This is a genomic window from Microbacterium sp. MMO-56 (assembly GCF_037146215.1).
Taxonomy (GTDB): Bacteria; Actinomycetota; Actinomycetes; order Actinomycetales; family Microbacteriaceae; genus Microbacterium.
In genome coordinates this window covers 59,587-82,985 of the sequence record NZ_JBBCVW010000015.1, presented here as the reverse complement: position 1 = coordinate 82,985, position 23,399 = coordinate 59,587, and the positions used below count along the sequence as shown (strand labels likewise).

Genomic DNA, 23,399 nt, shown 5'->3' with positions numbered 1-23,399 from the left:
CGGACGGTCCCGACCCACGCGCCCTCACAGGCCGTGGGTGTCGGGATTCCGGGCGAAGCGGAGGAGCTGATCCCAGATGTCCGCGGCGACCCGGGGCGCGAGGGTCGCGGTGATCGGCGACGGGTCGGACACGACGGGTTCGCCCCGCAGCCGGCCCTCCGGCGCGTAATACGCACCGTTCACCGCAGCAGGGTCGGTGAGGGCGCGGACGCCGATCCACGCGCCGCCGTCCTTGCCGTGCGCCCAGGGCGTGTACGGATTGGCCCGGGAGCCGGTGGTGCGGTCGTGCACGCCGACGCGTGTCGGTGTCTTGGCATCCACCGCGACACCGGGATGCGAGAGGAGGGAGAGGATCGGCAGTCCCGCGGCCTCCAGCCGACGGTGCATCTCCCGCGCGAAGACCTCGGTGAGCGCCTTGGCCTGCACGTACGCGGCGATGCCCGTCGACGCGACGTCGCGGACCGGGGCGATGCGACGCGCGAAGCGGCCCACGAAGCCGGTCGAGGCGTGCACGATGCGACTCGCGCCCTCCCGGCCCGTGTCCGCCAGTACCGGGATGACGCCGAGGGCCAGGGCTGCATTCGCGACGGCGTGCGCCCCGATCATGAGCGGCAGGCCGTCGCGGGTGAGCGCGCGCGCCGAGAACCGCATCGGACCGCCGTTGAGGAAGATCCCGTCGAGCCTGCCGCCGTGCCGGAGCCGGCCGGCGGCGTCCTCGACCGAGTCGAGCGACGTGAGATCGAGCCGGATCGCCGTGGTGCGCTCGGACCCGGTGTGCCGGGCGATGGCCTCGCGCGCGGCGCGGAGCTTCGCGTCGGTCCGGGAGAGCAGCACGACGTGTGCCCCCGCCGCGGCGAGATGCTCGGCGGCGAAGTAGCCGATGCCGCCGGTGCCGCCGGTGATCGCATAGGTCCGTCCGGACAGGTCGGGGGTCGCGTGGCGCATCGTGTCTCCTAAACTGATAGTCGATCCGTTTCCGACGGTACACCTAAGTGGATTCCATATCCACTTAGATAGAGAGCGAGGTGGAGAGGTGTCGACAGTGCAGCGCTCCGATGCACGACGTTCGCGCGAACGCATCCTCCAGGCGGCGCGCTCGATGCCGCCGGACGACCTCCGACTGAACGCGGTCGCGAACGCGGCGGGCGTCGGGGTGGGGACGGTGTACCGCCACTTCGCGACGGTGGAGTCCCTGCAGGAGGCGCTCGCCCTGGATCAGCTGGAGCAGATGGCCGAACGCGCTCGGCGCGCCGCCGATGCGGCGGACACGTCCGCCGAGGCTCCCGGGCTGATCCTCGACCTGGCCCGCATGCAGTTCGAGCACGAGGGTGTGCGAACGGCGCTGCTCGCGGCGGATCCGGCGCCCGAGACGGAGCGGATCCGGACGCTGCTGCGGGAGAACTTCCACTCGGTGCTGGACGCGGCCGTGGCCGCCGGGACCATCCGCCCCGACGTCACCGTCGAGCAGATCCAGCACCTCATCTGCGGCATGGAGTACACGATCCGCCTCACCGGGCCGCAGCACCGCGACACCGTCATGTCGGTCCTGATCAACGGCCTACGCCCCCTCCCCACCCTGTGACCGACCGCCCGCCCGACCGCCCGCCCGCAAACGTGTCGCAATCTGTCGCCTCGCGTCGGGCAATCCGACCGTTTGCGCCACATCTGGGTGGGTCCGGCGAGGCGGAGGCGGGTAGCGTGGACGGGGAGGGAGGTGGCGACATGATCGACATGATCGACGTCCTCCGCGGGATGCTCGGGATCGTCGGCCTTCTGGCGCTCGCCGACCCGACCTCCAGCGGCTCGCTCCTCACCGTCGCGGTCGCGGCCATCGCCGTCGCCCTGCTCGCCCTCGCTGTCGTCGCCGCCACGATCCGCAGCCGTCCGCGCGGGTCCACCGCGCACCCCACGCGTCACGCCGAGCTCGCGGCGCCTCTGGCCCAGAGCGATCCCGACGCCGCAGGTCACGTGCGTCGACGCGGGCCGGGTCGGTCCGCCGCGGCCGCGTAGCGTCGATCCGTCCGAGCGCACCGCGCTCCGGCGTCCCTTCGCGGCCGATCAGCCGACCCTGATCGCTCCGAAGAACGGATCACCCGTGGACCTCACCACCCTGCCCGTCGTCTCGACCCTGCTCGACCTCACCTACACCGGCCTCATGGCCCTGACCACGGCGCTCGATCCCGTCGCCGGCACCCTCGCGGCGGCCCTCGCCGTCGTTCTCGTCACTCTCGTCGTGCGGACCGGGCTCATCCCCGCCGGCATCGCCCAGGCCAAGGCCGAGCAGCTCCGGTCCCGACTGGCTCCGCGTCTGCGCGAGCTGCAGAAGCGACACCGTTCCCATCCCGAGCGGCTGCAGCGCGAGACCATGGTGCTCTACCGCGCCGAGGGAGCCTCGCCGCTCGCCGGGTGCCTTCCGCTTCTCATCCAGGCGCCGATCGTGGGCCTTCTGTACTCGGTGTTCCTGCACCCGACCATCGCCGGCCACCCCAACGAGCTCCTCACGCAGAGCCTGTTCGGCGTGCCGCTCGGCACGGGCCTGGTCCGCGCCGTGGCCGCAGGACAGGCGGAGCCTGCCGTCTGGCTCGTGATCGGATGCCTCGTGCTCGCGATCGCCGCGGTGGGCGAGCTGACCCGGCGGATGTTCCGGATCGCGGCGCCCGAGCTCCCCGATGCCCCCGGCCTCCCCCGGGTCCCGACCGGACTGCTCGGCCTGCTGCAGTTCGCGACCGCGGTCGTCGCGCTGTTCGTCCCCCTCGCCGCGGGGCTGTACCTGCTCGTCACCGTGAGCTGGACGCTCGGGCAGCGGCTCGTCCTCCGGAGGATCTACCCGCCGGCGCCGTGACGCGGTGACGCGGATGCCCCGGCCGGGACCGCCGCGCGCTCGAGCGTGAACTCCTCCGCACGCGGCCGGCGCGACGTCTTCTCGGAGAGGCCCACCGAAGCGAGCTCACGCAGGAGCGACGCGGGCGGTGCCGGGAACGTCGGTGCGCGCCCCTTCGCCCGGCGCGCCATGCCGACGAGGAGCACGACTCCGGTGCCGTCGGCCATGCGCACGGTGAGGCCGGTCGGGGACGACCGGAGTCGCCAGGTGAGAGAGCGGATGTCGCGGAGCGGAGCGTCGACCATCGCGGGGCCGCCGTCGGCGGGCAGGACGCGCACGTGCAGCGGATCGACGACGATCGAGACGTCGACCGTGCGCGCACGCGCGATCGCCTGAAGGACGAGGAAGACGGGGAGGAACACGGTCCACCCCAGCACCAGCAGGATCGCCATCGGCCCCATCCGCTGCGCCAGATCCGCGAACACGACGACGAAAATGACGATCAGCGCGCCCGCGAGAACGATCAGGCCCGCCGCGACGACGAGGTAGGTCGATCGCCGCAGCGGCACGACCGGCAGCCGCAGCGACCATCCCGCGACATCCCGCGCCCACTCGGGCTCGATCAGTCGCGCGGCGCGACGGTCGGCATCCGCCCGCACGGCGCCCGAGACGCGACCGATGAGTGTGAGCCAGATCCAGCCCGCGGCAGGGGGCAGCGCGAATCCGACGGCGGCCACCAGTTCCGGCGGGAAGGCCTGCCGCCACGGCCCGGGGTCGGTGAGAGCGAGAAGCGGGGCGACGACCACGAGGGAGGCCACGACGTGGAGCAGGACGGACAGCCACGGCGGGTCCAGCGCGTGAAGTCGGCGGACGAGCGCGTGCGCCAGCATCCACCCGGACAGCAACGCGAGGAGGAATCCCCCGAAATCGAAAGGCGTGCCCATCAGCGGAACGGCCGCGGCGAGGAGGATCACCGCCCACAGGAGGGGGTGGAGGAGCACTCTGCGCGCGATCGATCGGCTCGTCTGCACGCATCGCCCCTCTCGCTCGTCGGCGCTCGCCGTCCGGATGCCCGGCGGCGGGCGCTCGCCGCGGGACGGGGCCGTCGGCGTGCGGCCGGAGACCGTGGCCGCCGGGCCGAGACCGTCGCCGCCGGGCCGAGATCGTCGCCGTGGCCGACCTCCGATCTTAGCGAAGGACGGCGGCGCTCCCCCCGAGACGCGTTCGCGTCATCCGCGGGATGTCGGCACAGTGGATCCATACAGTGGAATCATGAGCTCGACGACGACCACAGCCCTGGACCCGCATGCCCTCCGCGCCGCCATCGACGAGGAGCCCTTCTCGGGCGTCGTGAGCGTCGATGTCGGCGACACACCGGTGTGGCTCACCGCGCACGGGCTCGCCGACCGTTCCAGCGAGACGCCGGTGACCGGATCGACCCGGTTCGCGATCGCCTCGGGCAGCAAGGCGTTCACCGCCCTCGCGGTGATGCGGCTCGTCGAGGACGGCGCGCTCGCGCTCGGGACGACGGCACGGAGCATCCTCGGCACCGACCTCCCTCTGATCGACGACGCGGTGACCGTCGAGCACCTCCTCGGCCACACGTCGGGGATCGGCGATTACCTCGACGAGGACGACGGGCGCGAGCTCTCCGAGGTCTTCCTGGAGGTGCCCGTCCACGCGCTCACGAGCGCCGAGGCGTTCCTTCCCCTGCTCGACGGGATCCCCGCCGAGGCGGCGCCGGGCGAGACGTTCGCCTATTCGAACAGCGGGTACGTGCTGCTCGCGATCGTCCTCGAACGCGTGACCGGACGGGGATACCACGACGTCGTGCAGGACCTCGTGCTCGATCCCGCCGGACTCGCCGGGACCGGCTTCCCCCGGACCGACGAGCTCGGATCCGATCATGCGCGCGGGTACGTCTTCGACGACGGGATGCGCGTCAACACCCTCCAGCTGCCCGTGCGCGGGAACGGCGACGGCGGCGCCTCCACGACCGCCGCGGACGTCCACCGGTTCTGGCTCGCCCTGTTCGAGGGGCGGATCGTCTCGACCCCCACCCTCGCCCGGATGATCGCGCCGCGCTCGTACGACGAGGACGAGGGGATGCGGTACGGCCTCGGCTTCTGGCTGAACGAGACCGGCACGCCCGTCGCGCTGGAGGGCTGCGACAGCGGAGCTTCCTTCCGCTCCGTGCACCATCCCTCGACAGGGACGACGGCGACGGTTCTCAGCAACACCGCGGGCGGTGCGTGGGCGGTCGCCCGCGTGCTCGCCGACGCCGTCGCCGCGCTGGACGAGGACGAGTCCGCGCCGTCGCCGGTGTCGGAGTAGGTCGGGCTCGGTCGGGGCATCCCGCAGGTTCGGGGTCGCGTGCGGTCGGGGGTGGCATGGGTGCCGGCCTGGCAGGTTCGGGGTCGCCTCTGGTCGGGGCCGGTGCCAACCCCGCAGGTTCGGGGTCGCGTCTGGTCGGGGCCGGTGCCCTCCCCGCGGGTTCGGGGTCGCTTCTGGTCGGGGGCGGTGCCAACCCCGCAGGTACGGGGTCGCTTCTGGTCGGGGCCGGTGCCCTCCCCGCAGGTTCGGGGTCGCGTCTGGTCGGGGCCGGTGCCCTCCCCGCAGGTTCGGGGTCGCTTCTGGTCGCAGCGCCGCAGGTTCGGGGTCGCGTCCGTTCGCATCGACGCCCCTTCACCGACAGCGCGCGACCCCGAACCCGCACACGGAGGACCCCGCCGACCACACGCGACCCCGAACTATAGGAGCGGATGCCTCCACGACACCAGGCGACCCTGACCCCTTGGACGGCTCGCACAGACCACACCACACACGTTTCGGGTCCCTTCTGGTCGCCTCCCGCTCGGTTAGGGGTCGCTCGAAGTCGCATCCGCTCCCCCACGCCGACCACACGCGACCCCGAACCCGCCAGACAGCGCCTGAGCCGGCCACACGCGACCTCAAACCTGCACACCGGCGACCCCCATGCCGACCACACGCGACCCCGAACCTGCGGGGAGGGCACCGGCCCCGACCAGACATCCCCCAACCCGCCAGGCCAGTCCCCGAACCCGACCACACGCGACCCCGAACCCGCACACCGGCGACCCCCGAACCCGACCACACCCGACCCCGAACATGCGGGGCACTCCGCGGACGGGCGCTCAGCCGCCCACGGCCCACAGCACGCCGCCGGCGAGGGGCGTGAGGCCCGGGTAGCCCGGCGTCAGCCCGGCGGGCTGGATCGTGTTCAGGATGACGATCGCCAGCCCCCGGTCGGGACAGTAGGCCGCGATCCCGTTGGATCCGGGGATCGCCCCGGCGTGGCCGTGGCACTCGCCGACGCCCGGCACCATCCAGGTCGCGAGCCCCGCGCCCTCGCCCAGCTGGACGTGCGGCACCCCGGACTGATCGTAGGCGGCGGAGTAGAACTGCGAGGAGAGCGGCGTGATCTCGAGCATCTCGTCGAGGTGGCCGGCGTCGACGACGTCCCCGTCGACCAGTGCGCGGATCCAGACCGCCTGGTCGCCGGCCGAGCTCACCATGCTGCCGGCGGACCATGCGCCCGTCCACTGCGGAGACGACGGTTGCGGCTCGACCACGCCGTTCTTGCCCGCGCAATCGGCTCCCTCGGCGCCGTCGCACGCCAGCACGAAGCCGTTCACCGCCTGCGGCCCGGTCCCCGCGCCGTCGAGATACGTGCTCGTGAGCCCGAGCGGCTCGATCAGTCGCGTCCGCACGAGCTGCTCGTAGGGCACTCCGGCTGCGAGCTCCGCTATGCGACCCAGCATGATGTACCCCGCGTTCAGATACTCGTATGCCGTGCCGGGCATGAAAACGGGCGGACGGGTGAACACGTCGTCGACGAGCTCCTGTGGAGTTGCCGTGCCGACGAGACCGAAGTCGAGCTCGCTGAGGCCGCTCTCGTGCTGGAGTAGCATCCGTACGGTGATCCGGTCCCCACCGGGCGCCGACGGGAACCAGCGGTCGATCGTGTCGTCGAGCGCGAGCACCGACTCCTGATCGAGCTGCATGACCACAGCTGCGGTGAACAGCTTCGTCATGCTCCCGATGTGGAAGGCGGCGTCGGGCGAGAGCGGCACGCCCGTGTCGCCGTCGCCGCTCGCGGCGGCGACCACGTCGCCACCGCCGAGGGATGCCGCAACGGCGACGCCGGGGATCGTGTACGCGAACGGTCCCGTGGACGGAGAGCCGCGCCACTGCAGGAGTGCGGCGGTCACCCGGTCGCCGAAGGCGGCGTCGGACCCCGCGCTCTGGGTCGGCGACGGCGCCGGTACTGCGGTGCACGCGACGAGAAGCCCGGCGAGTACCACGGCACCGGCAAGAGTGATCCATCGGTTCGGGCGCATGGTGGCTTCCTTGTCGGTCAGGTGCGGAACGGCGTGACGGGTCAGGTACGGAACGGGGCGACGAAGGCGGCGAGCTCGAGCTGCGCCGACAGCGGGTACGCGACCTGGTCCGCGAGGTTCGGCACATCGTCTGCTCCCACGTCGCGCAGGATGTGCACCACATCGGGGAGCTCGACGAACCGCGCGACGCCGGGGGCGAACGTGCCCGCCAGCGACGCGACGCCGGAGCCGGCGCTGCCGTCGCCGCACGGCGTGTTGGTGTCCTTCGTGCCGCACGTCACGAGAGTCGGGACCTCGATCGACGGCGCCAGAGCGGCGGGGTCGATCTCGTCGAACTGCTTGCCGTACGGCGTCCGATATGCGTGCGAGATCACCATCTGCGCCGGGTCCGACCCGAAGATGTTGCCGGCGATGGTCGACTGCATCACCGCGGCGTATCCCGTCGCGTCCGGGACGGGCGCCGGCCCCGGCGCCGGATACGGGGGCGTTCCCGAGCGGATCTGCTCGACGCCGTCCGTCATCCAGGTCTTCAGGGCATCGGCGTCCGCCGAGGTCATCGCGCCGCCCGCGATCGCGGCATCCAACTGCTCGTCGAGCTGACGCGGCACGACGTCGAGGATGCGGTCGTAGGACGGCTCGATCAGCAGCAGGCCGGCAGGTGCCGGCGCGCTGCCCGGGCCGGATGCCACCGCGAGCGTCACGGCCCCGCCTTCGCTGTGGCCGACGAGGAGGAGTCGGGTGCGGTCGACACCGGCCTGCGCGGCGAGGAACGAGAGCGCGTCGCGCACCGGCTGGACCCGGATCCGGTCATAGCCCAACGTGAGGAGGGCATCCGGATCGCCTGCGTCGGGGCCGAGTCCCGTCGCGCCCGTGCCGAGCTTGTCGTAGCGCAGCGACGCGATGCCTTCTGCGGACAGGAGGCCCGCGAGCCATCGATACTCCCCCATCGGGATGCACGCGCCGTCGCCGTCCCGGTCCACCTCGCCCGTGCCGCCGACGATCACCGCCGCCGCCACCGGTCGGCTCGGGTCCACCGGTGCACGGTAGCTCCCGCGATACGTGACTCCGCCGCTGACGAACGCGATGTCGGTGTCGTCGGCGATCGTCGAGCACCCCGTCGCGGCGGCCGCGGAGGTGGGGGCCGCGACACCCGTCGAGAGGGCGCCGATCCCGAGCACCAGCGCCAACGCGAGAGCCGTGCCGCGCCGGGTCCGTGTGGCGCCCCGCCGGCGCCGGATGACGAGGAGGCCCGCGGCGAGCGCGCAGAGGGCGAGCACGAAGATGCCGACGATCGGAACGTCGCCGCCGGTGGGGGCGAGACAGTCCGGCATGGCGCCCTCCTCGTGACGGTGCGGCGCACGGTCGGAATCCGCACTGCGGAGCACGATCCGCCGTCATCCGATCACGTGCCGTCCCAGTGTCCTGAACCGTCCAGCCACATGGCAAGAACCTCTTGCGGACGTGTCCTCAAGCGGACAGCCTGGACTCATGAGTGACGACTCCCTCCTGGCCGTGGCGTATCGCGGGCGGCCGGCGACGATCGTGGACCTCGCGACCCTCTCGCACCGTCCGGTCGCGGATGTGGATGCCGCGGTGGCGCGCCTCCGCGCACGTGGTCAGCTGGGCGGCCGCGGCGGGGACATCGCCTACGCGAACCCCGCCGACTGGGCCGCGGAGACGGTCGCCGCGCACGCCGCGGACCTCCGACACACGGCACGCGACCTCCTCGGTGAGATCGAGCGGATCGTGGCGGAACTGCCGCGGATGATCGATCACTGGTCGATCGGCCAGACCTCCGCCGACCCGATGCCCGTCGTGACCCGCCACGGACCGCGGGCATCCGAGGACGTCTGGTTCGAGCTCGGCCGGCGCGACACCGGCACGCTCGATGCGGTGCTCCCCGACATCAGCCGGTTCCTGACGAGCTCGGATGACCGCGTCAGCCGGTTCTCGGAGGCGTTCCGCAGCAAGGACGCCGTCCGCGTGATCCTGCCGACCGCGGTCGCCACCGACCCCGACATGCAGCAGCTGCTCCGCGCCTTCACGGCGGCGGGAATGGAGTACCGCTTCCTCGACGAGCCGCCGAGCTGGTTCTGGGTCGACGGCGACCAGCTCGCCGTCCCCTTCGAGTGGGGCGAGGGGCGCCCCACGAGCGTACTGAGCGTGCGCAACGCGGCACTGTCCGGGATGATCTCCGCGTACTTCGCGACACTCTGGCGACGCGCAGCGACATCGGGGCCGAGCGTGGAGCCGTGGACCGCCCTGCTCACGCTCATGCGAAGGGGGATGACCCTCGACACGGCTTCGCGCCAGATCGGCGTGAACCCCCGCACGGGTCGACGGCGCATCGCCCAGGCGATGAGCCACTACGGGGTGTCGACGCTCTTCGCCTTGGGCGTGGCCTGGGCGGCGGATGCCGACGGTGCCGCGCCTCCGCACGAGGCTTCCCCGCCGCGCCCGCCCCGATCCTCGTGACGAGCGGGGTGCCGCCGCGGGTTCGGGGTCGCCTCTCGCCGGGGTGCTGACCGCGGGTTCGGGGTCGCGTCTTGTCGCCGCGCCCACACTTCGGGGTCGCCTATGGTCGCCTGGCGCCACCCTGAACGACCACACCCGACCCCGAACATGCCCGGCCGGGGTGGCATCGACCACACGCGACCCTGAACTCCCCTCGTGAGTGGGCCCCACGCCCCCATGTTCGGGCGCTTCGGTTCATCCCCCACACCCACCCAGGTTCGGGGTCGCGTCTGGTCGCCTCACCCGAACTTCGGGGTCGCATCTCGCCGCCTGGCACCACAGCGACCGACCACACGCGACCCCGAACCCGCCGGCCCGACCCCCGAACCGACCACACCCGACCCCGAACCTGCCAGCCCGACCCCCGAACCGACCACACCCGACCCCAAACCCGCGGGCCCGACCCCCGAACCGACCACACGCGACCCCGAACCCGACCTCACCTCGTGTCGAGGGCATCCGCCGTGTGGAAGGAGTGCAGCCGCTCGTAGGACGTGGAGGTCAACCGCTCGACGGTGCGGCGGACGCCGGGGTCGACGTCGTCCGTCGAGCCCCCGCGGCGCAGGCGGTCGAGCTCGGCGACCAGGACGAGGTGACTCTGTCGAGTGAGGGGGAACCGGGCGGCGAGCAGCAGGGCGAGTGCCGTCAGACCTCCCACGCCGACGAGCATCGTGGTGGCGATGCCCCACTGCACGGCGGGCGTCTGCGCGACGGCGCCGGGCTCGAAGCCGATCGCCGTGAGGACGGCGCCGACGACGATCGTCGCCACGCTGCTGGTCGCCTTGCGCGAGAAGTTCATCATCCCCGCGAAGCGGCCCTCGCGGCGCTTGCCCGACACCGCCTCGTCGACATCCGGGATGAAGGGGAAGACGTTCCAGGGCACGAAGTACACGATGCTCTTGAACGCCTGGTACACCACGGACACCCCGATCGCGACACCCACGACGGCGGCGTCGGCGGGGCGGAAGGCGAACAGTGCGTAGTACGCGCCCACCGACACGATCACCATGCCGAAGCCGATCCGGTACAGCCGCGCGGGCCCGAGTCGGAAGAACAGGTATCCCCACAGCGGCGTCAGCGGCACGGCGACGATGCCGACACCGAGGAGCACGGATCCGACGGCCGCATCGAGGCCGAGCGAGAACACGACGTAGTACATGAGCACGGCGCTGAACACGTCCTGAGCGGTCACCCCGGAGAGATAGATCCCCAGGTGCCGGGCGAAGATCGGCAGCCGCAGCGTCGAGCCGTACTCCCTGATCTCCGACCAGACGGTGCGCAGGACGCCGCCGCGTCGCCCGCGCGCGGAACGACGGTCGGACTCGAGCTCGCGCAGCATCTCGGGTGTGGGGTCCCGTTCCCAGCTGGTGAGGTAGGTGATCGAGACGACGATCGCGAACACCACCGCGAACACGGCCCCCATCACGCCGTAGGCGGCCGGATCGTCCTTCCCCATCACGGCCAGAAGAGCGCCCGTGAGGAGCGTCGCCACGCTGCCCGCGAGCCCCGAGAACAGCATCCGCATGGTCGACATGAGTGTGCGCTCCCGGTAGTCGTCCGTCATCTCGGAGGGGAGCGTCTCGTAGGGCACCATGACGATCGACTGGGCCAGATCGAACGCCACGAAGACGAGGAAGTAGTACCAGAACCCGCCGCCGGTGGTCCACAGCAGCCCGAAGGTGAGCATCAGCGGGATGCCCAGGAGGAGGAAGAACCGGCGCCGACCGAACCGGCGGCCGACCGCGGTGCGATAGAGACGGTCCGAGACGCTGCCGACCACGACGTTCGCGACCATGTCGATGAGCCGGGCCACGCCGATGATGGTCGCCGCTTCGAGCGCGCTGAGCCCGGCGAACGTGGTGAGGAAGAAGAGGAAGTACGCACCGATGATCGCGCCCGATCCCCCGCCCATGACATCCGTCAGACCCCAGCCGAACGCGGTCCAGAAGGTGACGGGGCGCCGCCTCCCGCTCATCGCCCCGTCACCCCGCCCGCACCCCGCCCCCCTCGCCCGCAGCACGGCCCGACCCGCGCCCCGAGGCCGCGACGCCATGACGATCACCGGTTACCCCCCGGCCCGATGATCGTCATGACGTCGGGTTCTGCGCCGGCGCCGCGGACGGCACGGCGAGGTCCGGCCAGCACGCGTCGTACGCGACGCCGGTCAGGCTCTCCACGACCTTCCGGGTCGCCGGGTCCACATCCTGCTTCGAGCCGCCGGCGCGCAGGCGCTCCATCTCGGCGATCAGGATGGTGTGGTTCTTCTTGTTCAGAGCGAAGCCCGCCGCCACGATCCAGGCGAGGGCGAAGCCTCCGATCACCCACCAGATCTCGACCGTGACCAGCGCGTTCAGCGCCTCCGGCGTCTGGGATTCCCGCTTCGCGTCGAACCCGCTCGCGCTGAGATAGACGCCGACGAGCGTGATCGAGATGCCCTGCGTCATCGTGCGCAGGAAGCGCATCATGGACGCGAAGATCCCTTCCCGCCGGCGACGCGTGATCATCTCGTCGACGTCGGGGATGAACGGGAACACCTGCCACGGCGTGAAGAACACGAGACTCTTGAAGAACAGCCACAGGCAGAACACCACGATGGCCAGCGGGACCCAGACGGCCGGGTCCATGGTCTGCGCGCTCCGGGCCAGGGCGAACATCGCCAGGAGGGCGGCGATGCATCCGCCGAAGGTGATCGTGTAGAGACCCCGCGTGCCGAGCTTCGCGAAGAGCCATCCCTGCACCGGCGTCAGCGGAACCGTGAAGATCGCGAAGGAGAGCAGGAGCGAGGCGAAGGCCGCGTCCCGGTTCCACGCGAAGATGACGAAGAACACGAAGACGTTCGCGAAGACGTCCGCGAAGCTGACCCCCAGCAGGTAGATCGCGAGGTGGCGCTGGAACGCGCGCACGCGCAGGGTGGAGGCGTACGCGACGACGATCTCGCCGACGCTGTGCGCCGCGGCGCGCCATCCGCCGCCTCCCGCCGGCGGCGCGGTCGCGGCGGCGAGCTCCTCCGGCGACGGCGTCCGCTCCCAGGTGAACCGGTGCGTGAGGAGCACGCAGATCATGAACACGATGATGAAGCCGACGCCGATGATCGTGTACGTCGTGCCGTTCTGCCCGAGCAGCGCGAGCAGGGCGGCCCCCACGGCGGGGACGAGTGCTCCGGACAGACCCGAGAAGAACATCCGCGTCGTCGACAGGACGGTGCGGCCCGTGAAGTCGGTCGCCATCTCGGAGGGAAGGGTCGCATACGGGATCATGATGATCTGCAGCGTGATGATCCACGCCAGGAAGCTGCCGAAGTAGACCCAGTAGCTCAGCCCGGGCAGCCACATCGCGACGCCGAGCAGGAGCAGCGGAGCCCCGAGCAGCAGGAAGAAGCGGCGACGCCCGAACCTCCGCCCGACGCGGTAGCGCAGGAAACGGTCGGAGAGAGCGCCGATGACGATCGCAGTCACGGCGCTGATCACCGTGGAGATGCCCTGGACGCTGGTCGCCTCGGCGATCTGCAGGCCGCCGTAGGTCGTGAGGAACAGCGTCAGGTAGGTGCCGGTCAGGGCTCCGGAGCCACCGCCGAAGATGTCGCCGATGCCGAAGCCGATGCCGTTCCAGATCGTGATGCGTCGGGCGCCGGACGGTGCCTCGGCGGCCTGGTCTGCGGACGCTCGCGTCCGCGCTGTGTGGGCCATGGTCGGCCTCTCTGTGCGGTGGCTCCTCCGGTGAAGAGCCGGACGGTGGGGATCAGCCGTGGATCGTGCGGCCGTGGGCGTCGGGCACGCCCGACATCCGGAAGAAGTAGGTGTTGACCTGGTCGCGCCACTCGACGGCGTTGGCGTACTGGCGCTCGAGCCGCTCCGCGACGTTCGCGTGGGTGTCGGCGTCGATCCGGCCGTCGATCGAGGCCCAGAGATCGCGGAAGCGGTCGACGGCGTCGGCCCCGGCGAAGTGCGTGTCGTAGATGTGCTGGATCACGGTCGTGCCGGACGTCAGTACGTGCGAGTAGGGCACGTGGTGGAAGAACAGCAGCAGCTCGTCGGGCACCGTCGCGAGGTCCTCGTACTCCGCGGCGAGCGCGGGGGCATACTGCGCCGTGTATCCGGTGCCGGTGGCGACGGTGCGATCGACACCGACGCCGTCACGGTCCGCGAAGTGGTAGGTGCCCCACCGGTCGTATTCGTAGCCGTTGACGGAGACGCCGTAGTGATAATGCGGACGCACCATGAACCCGACCCCCAACGGGGCGGTGTAGTTCTCGTAGGTGTCGCGCGAGGCGAGCAGGATCGACCGGATGACCCCCCGCGCCTCGTCGTCGACGTCGGAGAAGGTCTGGGCGATCCACTCGTCGAGGATCTCCGTCGCATCGAGTCGGCTGTCCCAGGCGAGTCGGCCGAACCCGTAGAGGTTGGCCTGGGCGAGGGCATGGCCGGTCCAGTTGTCGTCCATCCCGACGTTCGGCACGGCGGCCACGCCGACGTGGGTCGTCACCCGCGCGTCGCTGCGGGCGACCGTGGCGACCGTCCGGTCCCCCACGCCGGATGTGTAGGTCTGCTGACGCAGCACCTCGACCCACTGGGAGACGGGGTAGTTCACGTCGATCTGGTGGCCGAGGTACTCGGCGGTGATCTGGAACTCGACGATCAGGTTCGTCGCGTGCAGCTGTCCGATGAGGGGGCTGATCGGCTCGCGCGTCTGGAAGTCGATCGGCCCGAACTTGATCTGGAGGGCGACGTTGGGCGCGAAGCGCCCCTCCAGGGGCTTGAAGTTCTCGTATGCCGCACGCGCGCGATCGGTGGACCGGTCGCGCCAGTCCTGCTGCGAGTTGTAGACGAAGGCACGCCAGATCACGAGGCCCCCGTGCGGCGCGAGCGCATCGGCGAGCATGTTCGCGCCGTCGGCATGGGTGCGTCCGTACTCGTACGGGCCGGGCTCCCCCTCGGAGTCCGCCTTCACGAGGAAGCCGCCGAAGTCGGGGATCTCGTCGTAGATCGCGTCGGCGACCGTGCGCCACCACGCGCGGACCTCGGGATCCAGCGGATCGGAGGTCGACAGCCCGCCGATCTTCTTCGGTGCGGCGAAGTTGATCGACAGGAACGTCCGGACGCCGAACTGCGCCAGCAGATCGGCGACCTCTCGGACCTTCCCGAGCAGCGGCTGCTGGATCAGCCGGGTCCCCTTGCCGCGGACGTTGACGTTGTTGAGGACGACCGAGTTGATGCCGACGGATGCCAGGAACCGGCCGTACTCCACGATCCGGTCCGTGTCGCCTCGGAACGGCTCGTCGAGGTCGCGCACCGGGAAGCCTCCGGGCGGGTGAGCGTGATCGTTGCTGCCCGGCTCGCCGAAGAAGATCGACTCGCCCGCGTAGCCCCGCTCGACGGTGCCGTCGACCTGGTCCCAGTGATCCAGCATCCGGAGCGGCTGATCGGGGCTCGAGAAGACGTCGGCCTCGTCGTCGCCTGCACCGATGACGCGTCTCCGGAGGAAGGCGTAGACGCCGTACAGGAGCCCGCGCTCCGTGTTGGCCGACACGGTGACACCGCCCTCGCGGCAGGTGATGCGGTAGCTCTCCCCCGTGGTGAGCACTCCGGGATCGATGCGCAGCTCCACGGTCGCGGTTGCGGGATCGTCGCCGACGCGGCATCCGAAGTGCGCGACCAGGTCCTGCGACAGCCGGCGCACGATGACGTGATCGGGGTCGGGGACGTGGAACGAGAAGACCTCGTCGCGCACCCCCTCGCGCACCGCCGCAGGGTTCAACCACATCGAATGGGCCACGTGCACCACATCTCCTCGTCGATCGTGAGGGCTGCCGACATCGCTGCCGGCTCGCGCCGGCGGTATGCCGCCCCACTCTCAAGTGCGAAAGTTTCGCATGTCTTTGCGAAATCTATCTCGCACGGTAGCGTTGGTCCGACCTCGCTGTCAACTCGACCGAAAAGGAGCGGATGTGCCCGCGTCCGACGCACCCCGCGGCCGGCCCACGCTCGCCGAACTCGCCAGAGATCTCGGCGTCTCCTCGGCGACCGTCTCGAAGGTGATCAACGGCCGATCCGGCGTGTCGGTGGAGGTACGCGAGCACATCGAGGAGACCCTGCGTTCGCGGGGATACGCGAAGCCCCTGGTCAACGGCAACAACGATACGATCGACCTGGTCTTCGACGAGCTGCGCGACCCCGCGCAGCTGCCGATCATCGCGGGCGCCGTCGAGGCGGTGGAGCAGCACGGACTGCGACTGTCGATCCACCGCTGGCACGACAGCCTCTCGCCGACGTCGGACATCGTGGCCGACGCCGTGCGCCGCAAGCCCGCGGGGCTCATCCTCGTGCGCGACAGGATGACCGCGAGCGAGCGCGACGGGATGGCCGCGCGCAAGCTCAACTTCGTCTCGCTCAACCCGCGCGGGTCACCCGCGGGGAACTCCTACGCGGTCTACTGCGACAACTGGGCGGGAGCGCTTTCGGCCGCTCGCCATCTGCTCGAGGCGGGCCATCGCCGGATCGGCATGGTGACGGGGCCCGAGAACATCCTCGCCACGGACGCCCGCACGGGCGGCTTCGACACCGCGCTGCGCGAGTACGGCATCGCCCCCGACCCCGCTCTTGTCGTCCACGGCGACTTCTCGGTGGAGAGCGGGGCCGCGGGCGCGCAGCACCTGCTCGCCCTGCCCGATCCGCCGACGGCGATCTTCACGCACAACGACTTCGAGGCCCTGGGCGTCTACAACGCGGCCCAGAGGGCCGGGGTCTCGATACCCGACGAGCTCTCCGTGGTCGGTTTCGACGACATGCCGCTGTCGGCGGCGCTGTATCCACCGCTCACCACCGTGCATCAGCCCCTGGCCGGCATGGCGGCGCGAGCGGTCGACGTCGCGGTCGCCCTGCACAAGGGGTCCGATGTCCCGCACCATTCGGTGCTGGCGACGCGGCTCATCGTCCGGGGATCGGTCGCACGGCCCCGGTGAGGTTCGGCCCGATGTGACACCGGGGCGCGCCGCGCGCGCGGTCCGGCAGGGTTCAGGGCGCGACGTACGCGTCGGCGTACTCGCCGGTGGGCGGTGTCGGCTGGATGACGTCCAGCAGCACGCCGTCGGGTGCCGCGATGATGACATGGCGCTGACCGAAGTCCTCGTCACGGAGGGGCAGGACGATCTCCACGTCCGGCCGCTCCACGAGCCCGCGGTGGACGCCGTCGACATCGTCGACTTCGAGGTTGAGGATCACGCCGCTCGGGACCGCGGCGTAGCCGCTCGGCACGGTGGGGTGGTCGAGATCCAGGATGGCGATCTCGAACGTCCCGAGACGCAGGCTGACGTACCAGTCCGCCTCGAACGTCGTCTCGAATCCGAGGACATCGCGGTAGAACGACGCCGCGGCCACCACATCGCGCGACATGAGGACCGGATAGAAGCTCGTGACCGACATGAACCACTCCCTTTACGTACGATGAGCATGTATCAAGACCACGATACATACGCTGTGCACGTAAAGGACGTCTGCCATGCCTCGCGCCTCCGCCGCCGACGCCGCCCGGACGGCACGCCGCGTCCTCGATGCGGCGACCGAGCTCTTCGCCGACCGCGGCTTCGCGGACGTCTCCCTCGACGACATCGCCCGGACCGCCGGCGTCACCCGCGGCGCGGTCTACCACCACTTCGGCACGAAGTCCGCGCTGTTCAGCGCTGTCGCCGAGCGACTGCAGTCCGACATCGCGCTCGCGGTCGTCGCTGCGGCCGAGAGGTCGGGCACCCCGGAAGAGCCGCTCCGCGCGGGATCGCACGCGTTCCTCGACGCGATCACCTCCGGTGCCGCCGTTCGCATCCTGCTCGTCGATGCGCCGTCGGTCATCGGCTGGCAGGAGTGGCGCAGACTCGACGCCGAGAACTCCGCCACCCATCTGCGAGAGGCGCTGGCCGACGCCGGGGTGCCGGAGGAGCTGCTCGACGCGTCGACGGCGCAACTGTCCGGCGCGATGAACGAGGCCGCGCTCTGGACGGCGCAGCACCCTGACCCGGAGGCGGCGCGTGTGCGCTCCCACGAGGCTCTCGACCGGCTGCTCGACGCCTGGCTCCCCTGACCCGCCCGGCGCGCACCGCCTCGCGGATTCCGCCGCACCGACGCGGCCGTGCCGGCGTCGATCCGTGCGATGAGCAGGCTGAAGTGACCTCGGAGCCGCGCGCGGACGCCACTGGGGACGGATGAGCCTGCTTTCCGCACACCCGGAGCCCGCCCCCCGCGCACCCGGAGCCAGCCCCGTCACCCCGTGCGGGCGTGGAGGCGCTGGCGCACGCCGTCGATGACGAGCTCGACCTTGTCGGTCCACCAGGCGCTCGGTGACCCCTGCCCCCCCATCGCCTCGCGCAGGACCTCGAGGTACTCGTGCGCCATCGCGGCGTCGGGGGCCGCCCCACCGGCATCCGTCATGGTGTCGATCGCGAGCTGCCGGAAGGTGCGGCCGTCATCGACTGGGCGGTCCAGCAGCTCGATCGTGAGATAGGAGTCGGCCGTCATGTCGCCGATCGTGTCGACGATGAGTGCGGCCTCGCGAAGCGAGAAGCCCAGCGCGACGGTCAGATGCTCCACGACGCGGTAGGCCTGCAGGACGAACGCCTCCGGCATCGACGTCATGCCGCGCACGCGCTGCGCGAGCCCCGGTGTCGAGGCGAACATCGTCCACATCGCCTGCGCGCAGTCGCGGAGGTACTGCGCCCAGTCCTCCCCCGGATCGGGCCATACGGCGCGGGATGCGGCGACGCCGACAGCCGCGTCGAGCATCTCCTCCCGGCTCGAGATGTGCCGATAGAGCGTGGACTGATCGACCCCGAGCCGCTCCGCGACGGCCGACGTCGTGGCACGGTCGAGGCCGATCTCGAGCACCGCGTCGAGGATCGCCGCCCGCGACGTGAGAGGCGGGCGGCCACGGCGCGGCGGGGCTGGCATCCGAGTCATGTTACCGGGCACCGCCCGCGAGACCCCGGCGTGTCACCGAACCAAGGTAAGGCTACCCTTGCCATAACACCCTGACTCCGATACGCTCAACCTGTTTTGCCATAACCTATTGCAAAAGAGGCATCCGGATGACGGATACGACAGACCGCGCCGCCGCCCCGAACGGCACCGAGACCGCGGACCGCACGGCCACGACCGCCGCCCGCCGCGAGGCGAAGGCCCGGCAGCGCACCGCGGACCGGCTGATCCTCGGCCCCGTCTCGGCGCGACTCACCATCGCGAGCGGCATCGTCGCGGTCGCCTCGCTGTGCGCGGTCGCGCCGTTCCTCCTCATCGCCGAGGTGTGCCGTGAGCTGCTCGCCGCCTCCCCCGACGAGGGCCGGGTGTGGTCGCTGCTGCTCGCGGCGCTCGGCATCCTGGGTCTGCGCGGGCTGCTGCAGTCGGGCGCGCTGCTGTGGTCGCACCTGATCGACGCCGAGCACCAGTACTCGCTGCGGCAGCTCCTGGCCGCCAAACTGTCGCGCGTGCCGCTCGGATGGTTCACCGAGCGCAGCTCCGGCGAGGTCAAGAAGATCCTGCAGACCGACGTCGACGCGCTGCACTACCTCGTCGCCCATGCGCGGCTCGAGTTCGTCGGCGCCGTGACCCTGCCGCTCGCTACCTTCGCCTACCTCGTCGTTGTCGACTGGCGACTCGGGCTGCTCCTCCTGGTTCCGATCGCGGCGTACGCATTCGCGATGTCGCGGATCATGGGCCCCGGCTACACCGACAAGATCGGCACCTACGAGGCCTGGCAGACGACGGTCAGCGAGACGACGATCGAGTTCGTCGACGGCATCCAGGTCGTGCGCGCCTTCGGCCAGCCCCGCCGCGGACACCGCCGCTACCAGGAGGCCGTCGACGGCTCCGCGACCTTCTTCCAGGCGTGGGTCACCCCGATCACGCGCCTCGAGGGCATCAGCAGCCAGCTGCTCAACCCCGTCGTCGTGCTGCTCGTGGTGCTCGTCGCCGGGTTGACGATGATCGGCGGGGGCACGATGGATCCGGCCGCGCTCGTGCCGTTCATCCTCCTGGGGCTCGGCATCGGCGGCACGGTGCTGACCTTCGGCTACGGCGTACAGGCGCTGCGTCAGGCGTCGAACGCCTCGGTGCGACTGTGGGAGCTCACTCGCGCCGCCGAGCTCGTCGACCCCGCCGACGGACCGACGCCCGCGAGCGGTCTCGTGCGCTTCGAGGGCGTCACCTTCGGCTACCGCGACGGGCAGGAGGTGCTGCGCGGCGTCGACCTCGAGCTGCGGCCCGGCACCATCACGGCCCTCGTCGGACCGAGCGGCTCGGGCAAGTCCACCCTCGCGCGTCTCCTGCCCCGCTTCTACGACGTGACCGGAGGGCGCATCACCCTCGACGGACACGATCTCCGCGACCTCCGATCGGCCGACCTCTACCGTTCCGTCGGTTTCGTCCTGCAGGACGTGCAGCTGATCGCCGGGTCGGTGCGCGAGAACCTGCTGCTCGCGCGCCCCGACGCGAGCGACGCCGAGCTCGAGCGCGTGTGCCGGGCGGCGCAGATCCACGACCGCATCCAGGCCCTGCCGCACGGCTACGACTCCGACGTCGGCGTCGACGCGCGGCTCTCCGGAGGCGAGGCGCAGAGCCTGTCGATCGCACGCGCGCTGCTCGCCGACGCCCCGGTGCTCGTGCTCGATGAGGCCACCGCCTTCGCCGACCCCGAGTCCGAGGCAGCGATCCAGGACGCCCTCGCCGTCCTCGTCGCCGACCGCACGGTGCTCGTGATCGCGCACCGCCTCCACACGATCGTCGACGTCGACCAGGTGGTCGTGCTCGATCGCGGACGGATCGTCGAGCGCGGCACACCGGCCGACCTGCGCGCCGCCGACGGCCTCTTCTCCCGCCTGTGGGCGGCGAACGAGCGCGCGCTCGGCGAGACGGATGCCGCGCCCGACGCCGTCTCGCCACCGGCGGAGCGCCTCTCCGACTCTCTGTCCACGACCACGAGCAGTCCCGAGACCGCCGCCCCCTCGGAGACCGCGAGCCCGCCCGAGACCGCAAGCTCGAAGAACACGGAGGTGCCCGCATGATCCGCACGGTGCTGCGTCTGGTCCCCGATCCCTACCGCGCGATGATCCCGCGATACCTCGCGACGATCGTGGTGTTCGCCCTCGCGCAGTCCGCCGCGTACGTCCTGCTGATGCCTCTGCTGGAGTCGCTGTTCCGCGGCGACCTGGGCGCGGCGTGGGCGTGGACCGCGGGTATCGCCGGCACGGTGGTGATCGTGTTCGTGACGGGCTACCGCCAAGCGGTCCTCGGGTTGCGGATCGGCACCGGGATGATGCATGCGCTGCAGACGCAGCTGGGCGACCACATCGCGACGCTGCCGCTGGGATGGTTCGGCTCGGCGACGGCCGGCCGGGTCTCGCGGCTGATCAGCAGCAGCGTGAAGGATGCCATGGGCGTGTTCGCCCATCTGCTGACACCGCTGCTGACCGGCATCCTCGTTCCGGCCGGCGTCGCGGTGGGGATGCTGTTCCTCGACCCGCGCGTCTCGCTCGCGATGCTCGTGAGCGCACCGGTGCTGTACCTCGTGAACCGCTGGGGTCAGGGCGTGTACTCGCGCGCCGAGGCCCGTGCCCACGCGGCGGCGGAGGAGGCGAACGCCCGGGTGATCGAGTTCGCCCAGGCGCAGCCGGTGCTCCGCGCCTTCGGCGCCGGACCGGCCGGCACCCGCGGACTCCACCAGGCGCTCCAGGCGCAGCGCCGCGTCGGCCGCGGGCTCGTGTTCGCCTCGATACCCGGTCTCGTGGTCTTCTCGCTGCTCGTGCAGCTGACCTTCCTCGGTCTGGTGTACCTCGTGATCTCGCTCGCCACGGGCGGCACCCTCTCGGTGCCCGCGGCGATCGCGCTGATCGCGGTGTCCTCGCGCTTCATCGACCCGCTGAACCAGGCGGCCGAGCTGTCGACCGCCGTGCGCGGAGCCGCGAACGCCGCCGACCGGGTCAGCGCGCTGCTCGAGACGCCGACCCTTCCCGAGGCGATGGCCCCCGTGCACCCGACGGATGCCTCCGTGCGTTTCGACGACGTGACCTTCGCCTACGGCGACGGGGGTCCGGTGATCGACGGCGTCTCGTTCGAGGTCCCGGCCGGGACGACCACCGCGCTGGTCGGCCCGAGCGGCAGCGGCAAGACCACGCTCCTGCGGCTCGCCTCCCGCTTCGCCGATGTGGACGGCGGCACGATCACGGTCGGCGGGCATCCGGTCGCGGCCTATCCGTCGGCGACGCTCCTCGAGCAGTTCTCGCTCGTGTTCCAGGACGTCTACCTCTTCCACCAGTCGATCGTCGAGAACGCGCGGATCGGTCGGGCCGACGCCTCCGACGAGGAGGTCGCGCGCGCCGCCGCGGTCGCCCGCGTCGACGAGATCGTCGAGCGTCTGCCCGAGGGATGGCAGACGAATGTCGGCGAGGGCGGCACGTCGCTCTCCGGCGGTGAGCGCCAGCGGGTCTCGATCGCCCGGGCTCTCCTGAAGGATGCGCCGATCGTGCTCCTCGACGAGGCCACGAGCGCGCTCGATCCGCAGAACGAGGCCGCCGTCGTCCGAGGCATCCACGAGCTCACACGGGACAAGACCGTCATCGTCGTGGCGCACCGCTTGTCCACCATCCAGCACGCCGACCAGATCCTCTTCCTCGACCGCGGGCGGATCGTCGAGCGCGGCACCCATGCCGACCTGCTCGCCGCGGGCGGGCGCTACGCGGACTTCTGGAACGAGAGATCGCGCGCGGCGGGCTGGCATCTCTTCCCGGCGACGGAGGCGGTGGCCTGATGGCGGCGAACTGGCAGCGGGGCGTGCTGCGCCTCATGGGGATCGCCAATCACCGGGTCGAGGTCGTGGCGGTCGAGGATCTCACGCCCTGGTACCGGCGCATCGTGTTCCGCGCACCCGAGCTGACCGCGGGGCTGGAGGTCTTCCCGACGCTGTGGCTGCGCCTCTGGGTGCCGCACCCGGCGAAGGGCGACGGATTCGTCGTGCAGCGGGGGTACACCTTCGTGCGAGTCGATGCCGAGGCCCAGACCTTCAGCCTCGACTTCGTGCTGCACGAGGTGGCGGGCCCCGCGGGCGACTGGGCGAAGGGCGCGACCGTGGGCGACACCGCCGAGGTCGCCCTGACTCCCGCGCGGGTGACCATCCCCGACGGCACCACGACGCTCGTGCTGGCCGGCGACGCCACCGCACTGCCGGCCATCAACACCTGGCTGGAATCGGTGCCCGCCGACATCGAGACCCACGTCTTCCTCGAGGACGAGCACGCCGACCGGGAACGCCTCCCCCGCGTCGACCGCGAGCGGGGAACGTGGGAGTGGGTCGCGCGCGCGGGCGACCGCGGTTCCGCGCTCGATGTCGCCATCAGCACCGCCGTCGCCCCGCGGCCGGGACTCTACGGCTGGGCCGCCGGCGAGAAGACCCTCGTCAAGAACGTCCGCCGATCGTTCCGGGAGCATCTGCGCCTCGACAGGGGTCACCACTTCACGCAGTTCTACTGGATCGAGGGCAAGGCGACCGGCTGACGCGCCCGCGGTCCGGGGCGGGCCGGGTGGCCGGGCCGCCTCCGTGCGGGAAGCAGGCCAGAACGTCCTCTCGGGCCGGCGACGACGGGTATCGCGCCGGTTGAGCCTGCTCTTCGCACGCGCGCCCGACTTGCGGCGGCCCCCACCCGGCTCGCGGCGGCCCGTACCCGGCTCGCG

At 71.2% G+C, this 23,399-nt stretch carries 19 protein-coding genes; 10 read left to right on the top strand and 9 right to left on the bottom strand.

Going from position 1 to position 23,399, the window contains the following annotated elements; all coding sequences use genetic code 11:
- Positions 1-24 precede the first annotated feature (24 nt).
- The gene (locus tag WFI00_RS13455; protein ID WP_336632660.1) at positions 25-945 is read right to left on the bottom strand and encodes an SDR family NAD(P)-dependent oxidoreductase; all 921 of its coding nucleotides are present in this window, start codon (positions 943-945) and stop codon (positions 25-27) included.
- An 88-nt stretch (positions 946-1,033) separates the two neighbouring features.
- Here WFI00_RS13455 and WFI00_RS13450 point away from each other — a divergent pair, with 88 nt between their 5' ends.
- The 3 genes from WFI00_RS13450 to WFI00_RS13440 all read left to right on the top strand — a co-directional run bounded on the left by WFI00_RS13450 (position 1,034) and on the right by WFI00_RS13440 (position 2,842).
- Positions 1,034-1,582 carry a TetR/AcrR family transcriptional regulator gene (locus WFI00_RS13450; protein ID WP_336638491.1) on the top strand — a complete coding sequence of 183 codons (549 nt, stop codon included), beginning with the start codon at positions 1,034-1,036 and terminating at the stop codon, positions 1,580-1,582.
- A gap of 140 nt (positions 1,583-1,722) precedes the next feature.
- Positions 1,723-2,010 (top strand): DUF6412 domain-containing protein, encoded by a 288-nt coding sequence (locus tag WFI00_RS13445; protein WP_336632662.1) that lies wholly within the window; start codon positions 1,723-1,725, stop codon positions 2,008-2,010.
- An 85-nt stretch (positions 2,011-2,095) separates the two neighbouring features.
- The gene (locus WFI00_RS13440; protein WP_336632663.1) at positions 2,096-2,842 is read left to right on the top strand and encodes a YidC/Oxa1 family membrane protein insertase; all 747 of its coding nucleotides are present in this window, start codon (positions 2,096-2,098) and stop codon (positions 2,840-2,842) included.
- Here the strand turns inward: WFI00_RS13440 and WFI00_RS13435 are convergent.
- Complete coding sequence (locus WFI00_RS13435) at positions 2,824-3,852, bottom strand: hypothetical protein (protein ID WP_336632664.1); 1,029 nt, start codon at positions 3,850-3,852, stop codon at positions 2,824-2,826. The genes WFI00_RS13440 and WFI00_RS13435 overlap by 19 nt on opposite strands.
- 241 nt (positions 3,853-4,093) lie before the next feature.
- On the opposite strand from WFI00_RS13435, the gene WFI00_RS13430 reads away from it, so the two are divergent.
- On the top strand, positions 4,094-5,155 hold the full coding sequence (locus tag WFI00_RS13430; RefSeq protein WP_336632665.1) for a serine hydrolase domain-containing protein: 1,062 nt from the start codon (positions 4,094-4,096) through the stop codon (positions 5,153-5,155).
- A gap of 821 nt (positions 5,156-5,976) precedes the next feature.
- Here WFI00_RS13430 and WFI00_RS13425 read toward each other — a convergent pair.
- Together WFI00_RS13425 and WFI00_RS13420 are read right to left on the bottom strand one after the other, a co-directional pair.
- A complete protein-coding gene (locus WFI00_RS13425) occupies positions 5,977-7,182 on the bottom strand; it encodes a serine hydrolase domain-containing protein (protein WP_336632666.1) in 1,206 nt (401 codons plus the stop codon).
- A 41-nt stretch (positions 7,183-7,223) separates the two neighbouring features.
- Positions 7,224-8,513, bottom strand: a complete 1,290-nt coding sequence (locus tag WFI00_RS13420; RefSeq protein WP_336632667.1) for an alpha/beta hydrolase — start codon at positions 8,511-8,513, stop codon at positions 7,224-7,226.
- A gap of 157 nt (positions 8,514-8,670) precedes the next feature.
- On the opposite strand from WFI00_RS13420, the gene WFI00_RS13415 reads away from it, so the two are divergent.
- Entirely contained in the window at positions 8,671-9,657 is a 987-nt protein-coding gene (locus WFI00_RS13415) for a hypothetical protein (RefSeq protein ID WP_336632668.1), read from the top strand.
- Positions 9,658-10,135: 478 nt separating this feature from the next.
- On the opposite strand, the gene WFI00_RS13410 is transcribed toward WFI00_RS13415, so the two are convergent.
- From WFI00_RS13410 to WFI00_RS13400, 3 genes are all read right to left on the bottom strand, one after another.
- Entirely contained in the window at positions 10,136-11,671 is a 1,536-nt protein-coding gene (locus tag WFI00_RS13410; protein ID WP_336632669.1) for an MFS transporter, read from the bottom strand.
- A gap of 112 nt (positions 11,672-11,783) precedes the next feature.
- Positions 11,784-13,382, bottom strand: coding sequence for an MFS transporter (locus tag WFI00_RS13405; RefSeq protein WP_336632670.1), 1,599 nt, complete (start codon positions 13,380-13,382; stop codon positions 11,784-11,786).
- A 52-nt stretch (positions 13,383-13,434) separates the two neighbouring features.
- A complete protein-coding gene (locus WFI00_RS13400) occupies positions 13,435-15,474 on the bottom strand; it encodes an alpha-glucuronidase (protein WP_336632671.1) in 2,040 nt (679 codons plus the stop codon).
- 166 nt (positions 15,475-15,640) lie between these two features.
- Between WFI00_RS13400 and WFI00_RS13395 the strand changes: the two genes are divergently transcribed.
- On the top strand, positions 15,641-16,654 hold the full coding sequence (locus WFI00_RS13395) for a LacI family DNA-binding transcriptional regulator (protein WP_336632672.1): 1,014 nt from the start codon (positions 15,641-15,643) through the stop codon (positions 16,652-16,654).
- A gap of 52 nt (positions 16,655-16,706) precedes the next feature.
- On the opposite strand, the gene WFI00_RS13390 is transcribed toward WFI00_RS13395, so the two are convergent.
- On the bottom strand, positions 16,707-17,114 hold the full coding sequence (locus WFI00_RS13390; RefSeq protein WP_336632673.1) for a VOC family protein: 408 nt from the start codon (positions 17,112-17,114) through the stop codon (positions 16,707-16,709).
- A gap of 76 nt (positions 17,115-17,190) precedes the next feature.
- On the opposite strand from WFI00_RS13390, the gene WFI00_RS13385 reads away from it, so the two are divergent.
- Positions 17,191-17,766: a TetR/AcrR family transcriptional regulator gene (locus WFI00_RS13385; RefSeq protein ID WP_336632674.1), complete on the top strand. Its 576-nt coding sequence runs from the start codon at positions 17,191-17,193 to the stop codon at positions 17,764-17,766.
- Positions 17,767-17,945: 179 nt separating this feature from the next.
- On the opposite strand, the gene WFI00_RS13380 is transcribed toward WFI00_RS13385, so the two are convergent.
- Entirely contained in the window at positions 17,946-18,629 is a 684-nt protein-coding gene (locus WFI00_RS13380) for a TetR/AcrR family transcriptional regulator (RefSeq protein WP_336632675.1), read from the bottom strand.
- 137 nt (positions 18,630-18,766) lie between these two features.
- On the opposite strand from WFI00_RS13380, the gene WFI00_RS13375 reads away from it, so the two are divergent.
- The 3 genes from WFI00_RS13375 to WFI00_RS13365 are packed head-to-tail and all read left to right on the top strand — an operon-like array spanning position 18,767 to position 23,222.
- Positions 18,767-20,737: an ABC transporter ATP-binding protein gene (locus tag WFI00_RS13375; RefSeq protein WP_336632676.1), complete on the top strand. Its 1,971-nt coding sequence runs from the start codon at positions 18,767-18,769 to the stop codon at positions 20,735-20,737.
- Positions 20,734-22,479, top strand: a complete 1,746-nt coding sequence (locus WFI00_RS13370) for an ABC transporter ATP-binding protein (protein WP_336632677.1) — start codon at positions 20,734-20,736, stop codon at positions 22,477-22,479. Before WFI00_RS13375 ends, WFI00_RS13370 begins: the two co-directional genes overlap by 4 nt.
- Complete coding sequence (locus tag WFI00_RS13365; RefSeq protein WP_336632678.1) at positions 22,479-23,222, top strand: siderophore-interacting protein; 744 nt, start codon at positions 22,479-22,481, stop codon at positions 23,220-23,222. Before WFI00_RS13370 ends, WFI00_RS13365 begins: the two co-directional genes overlap by 1 nt.
- The last annotated feature ends 177 nt before the right edge of the window (positions 23,223-23,399 follow it).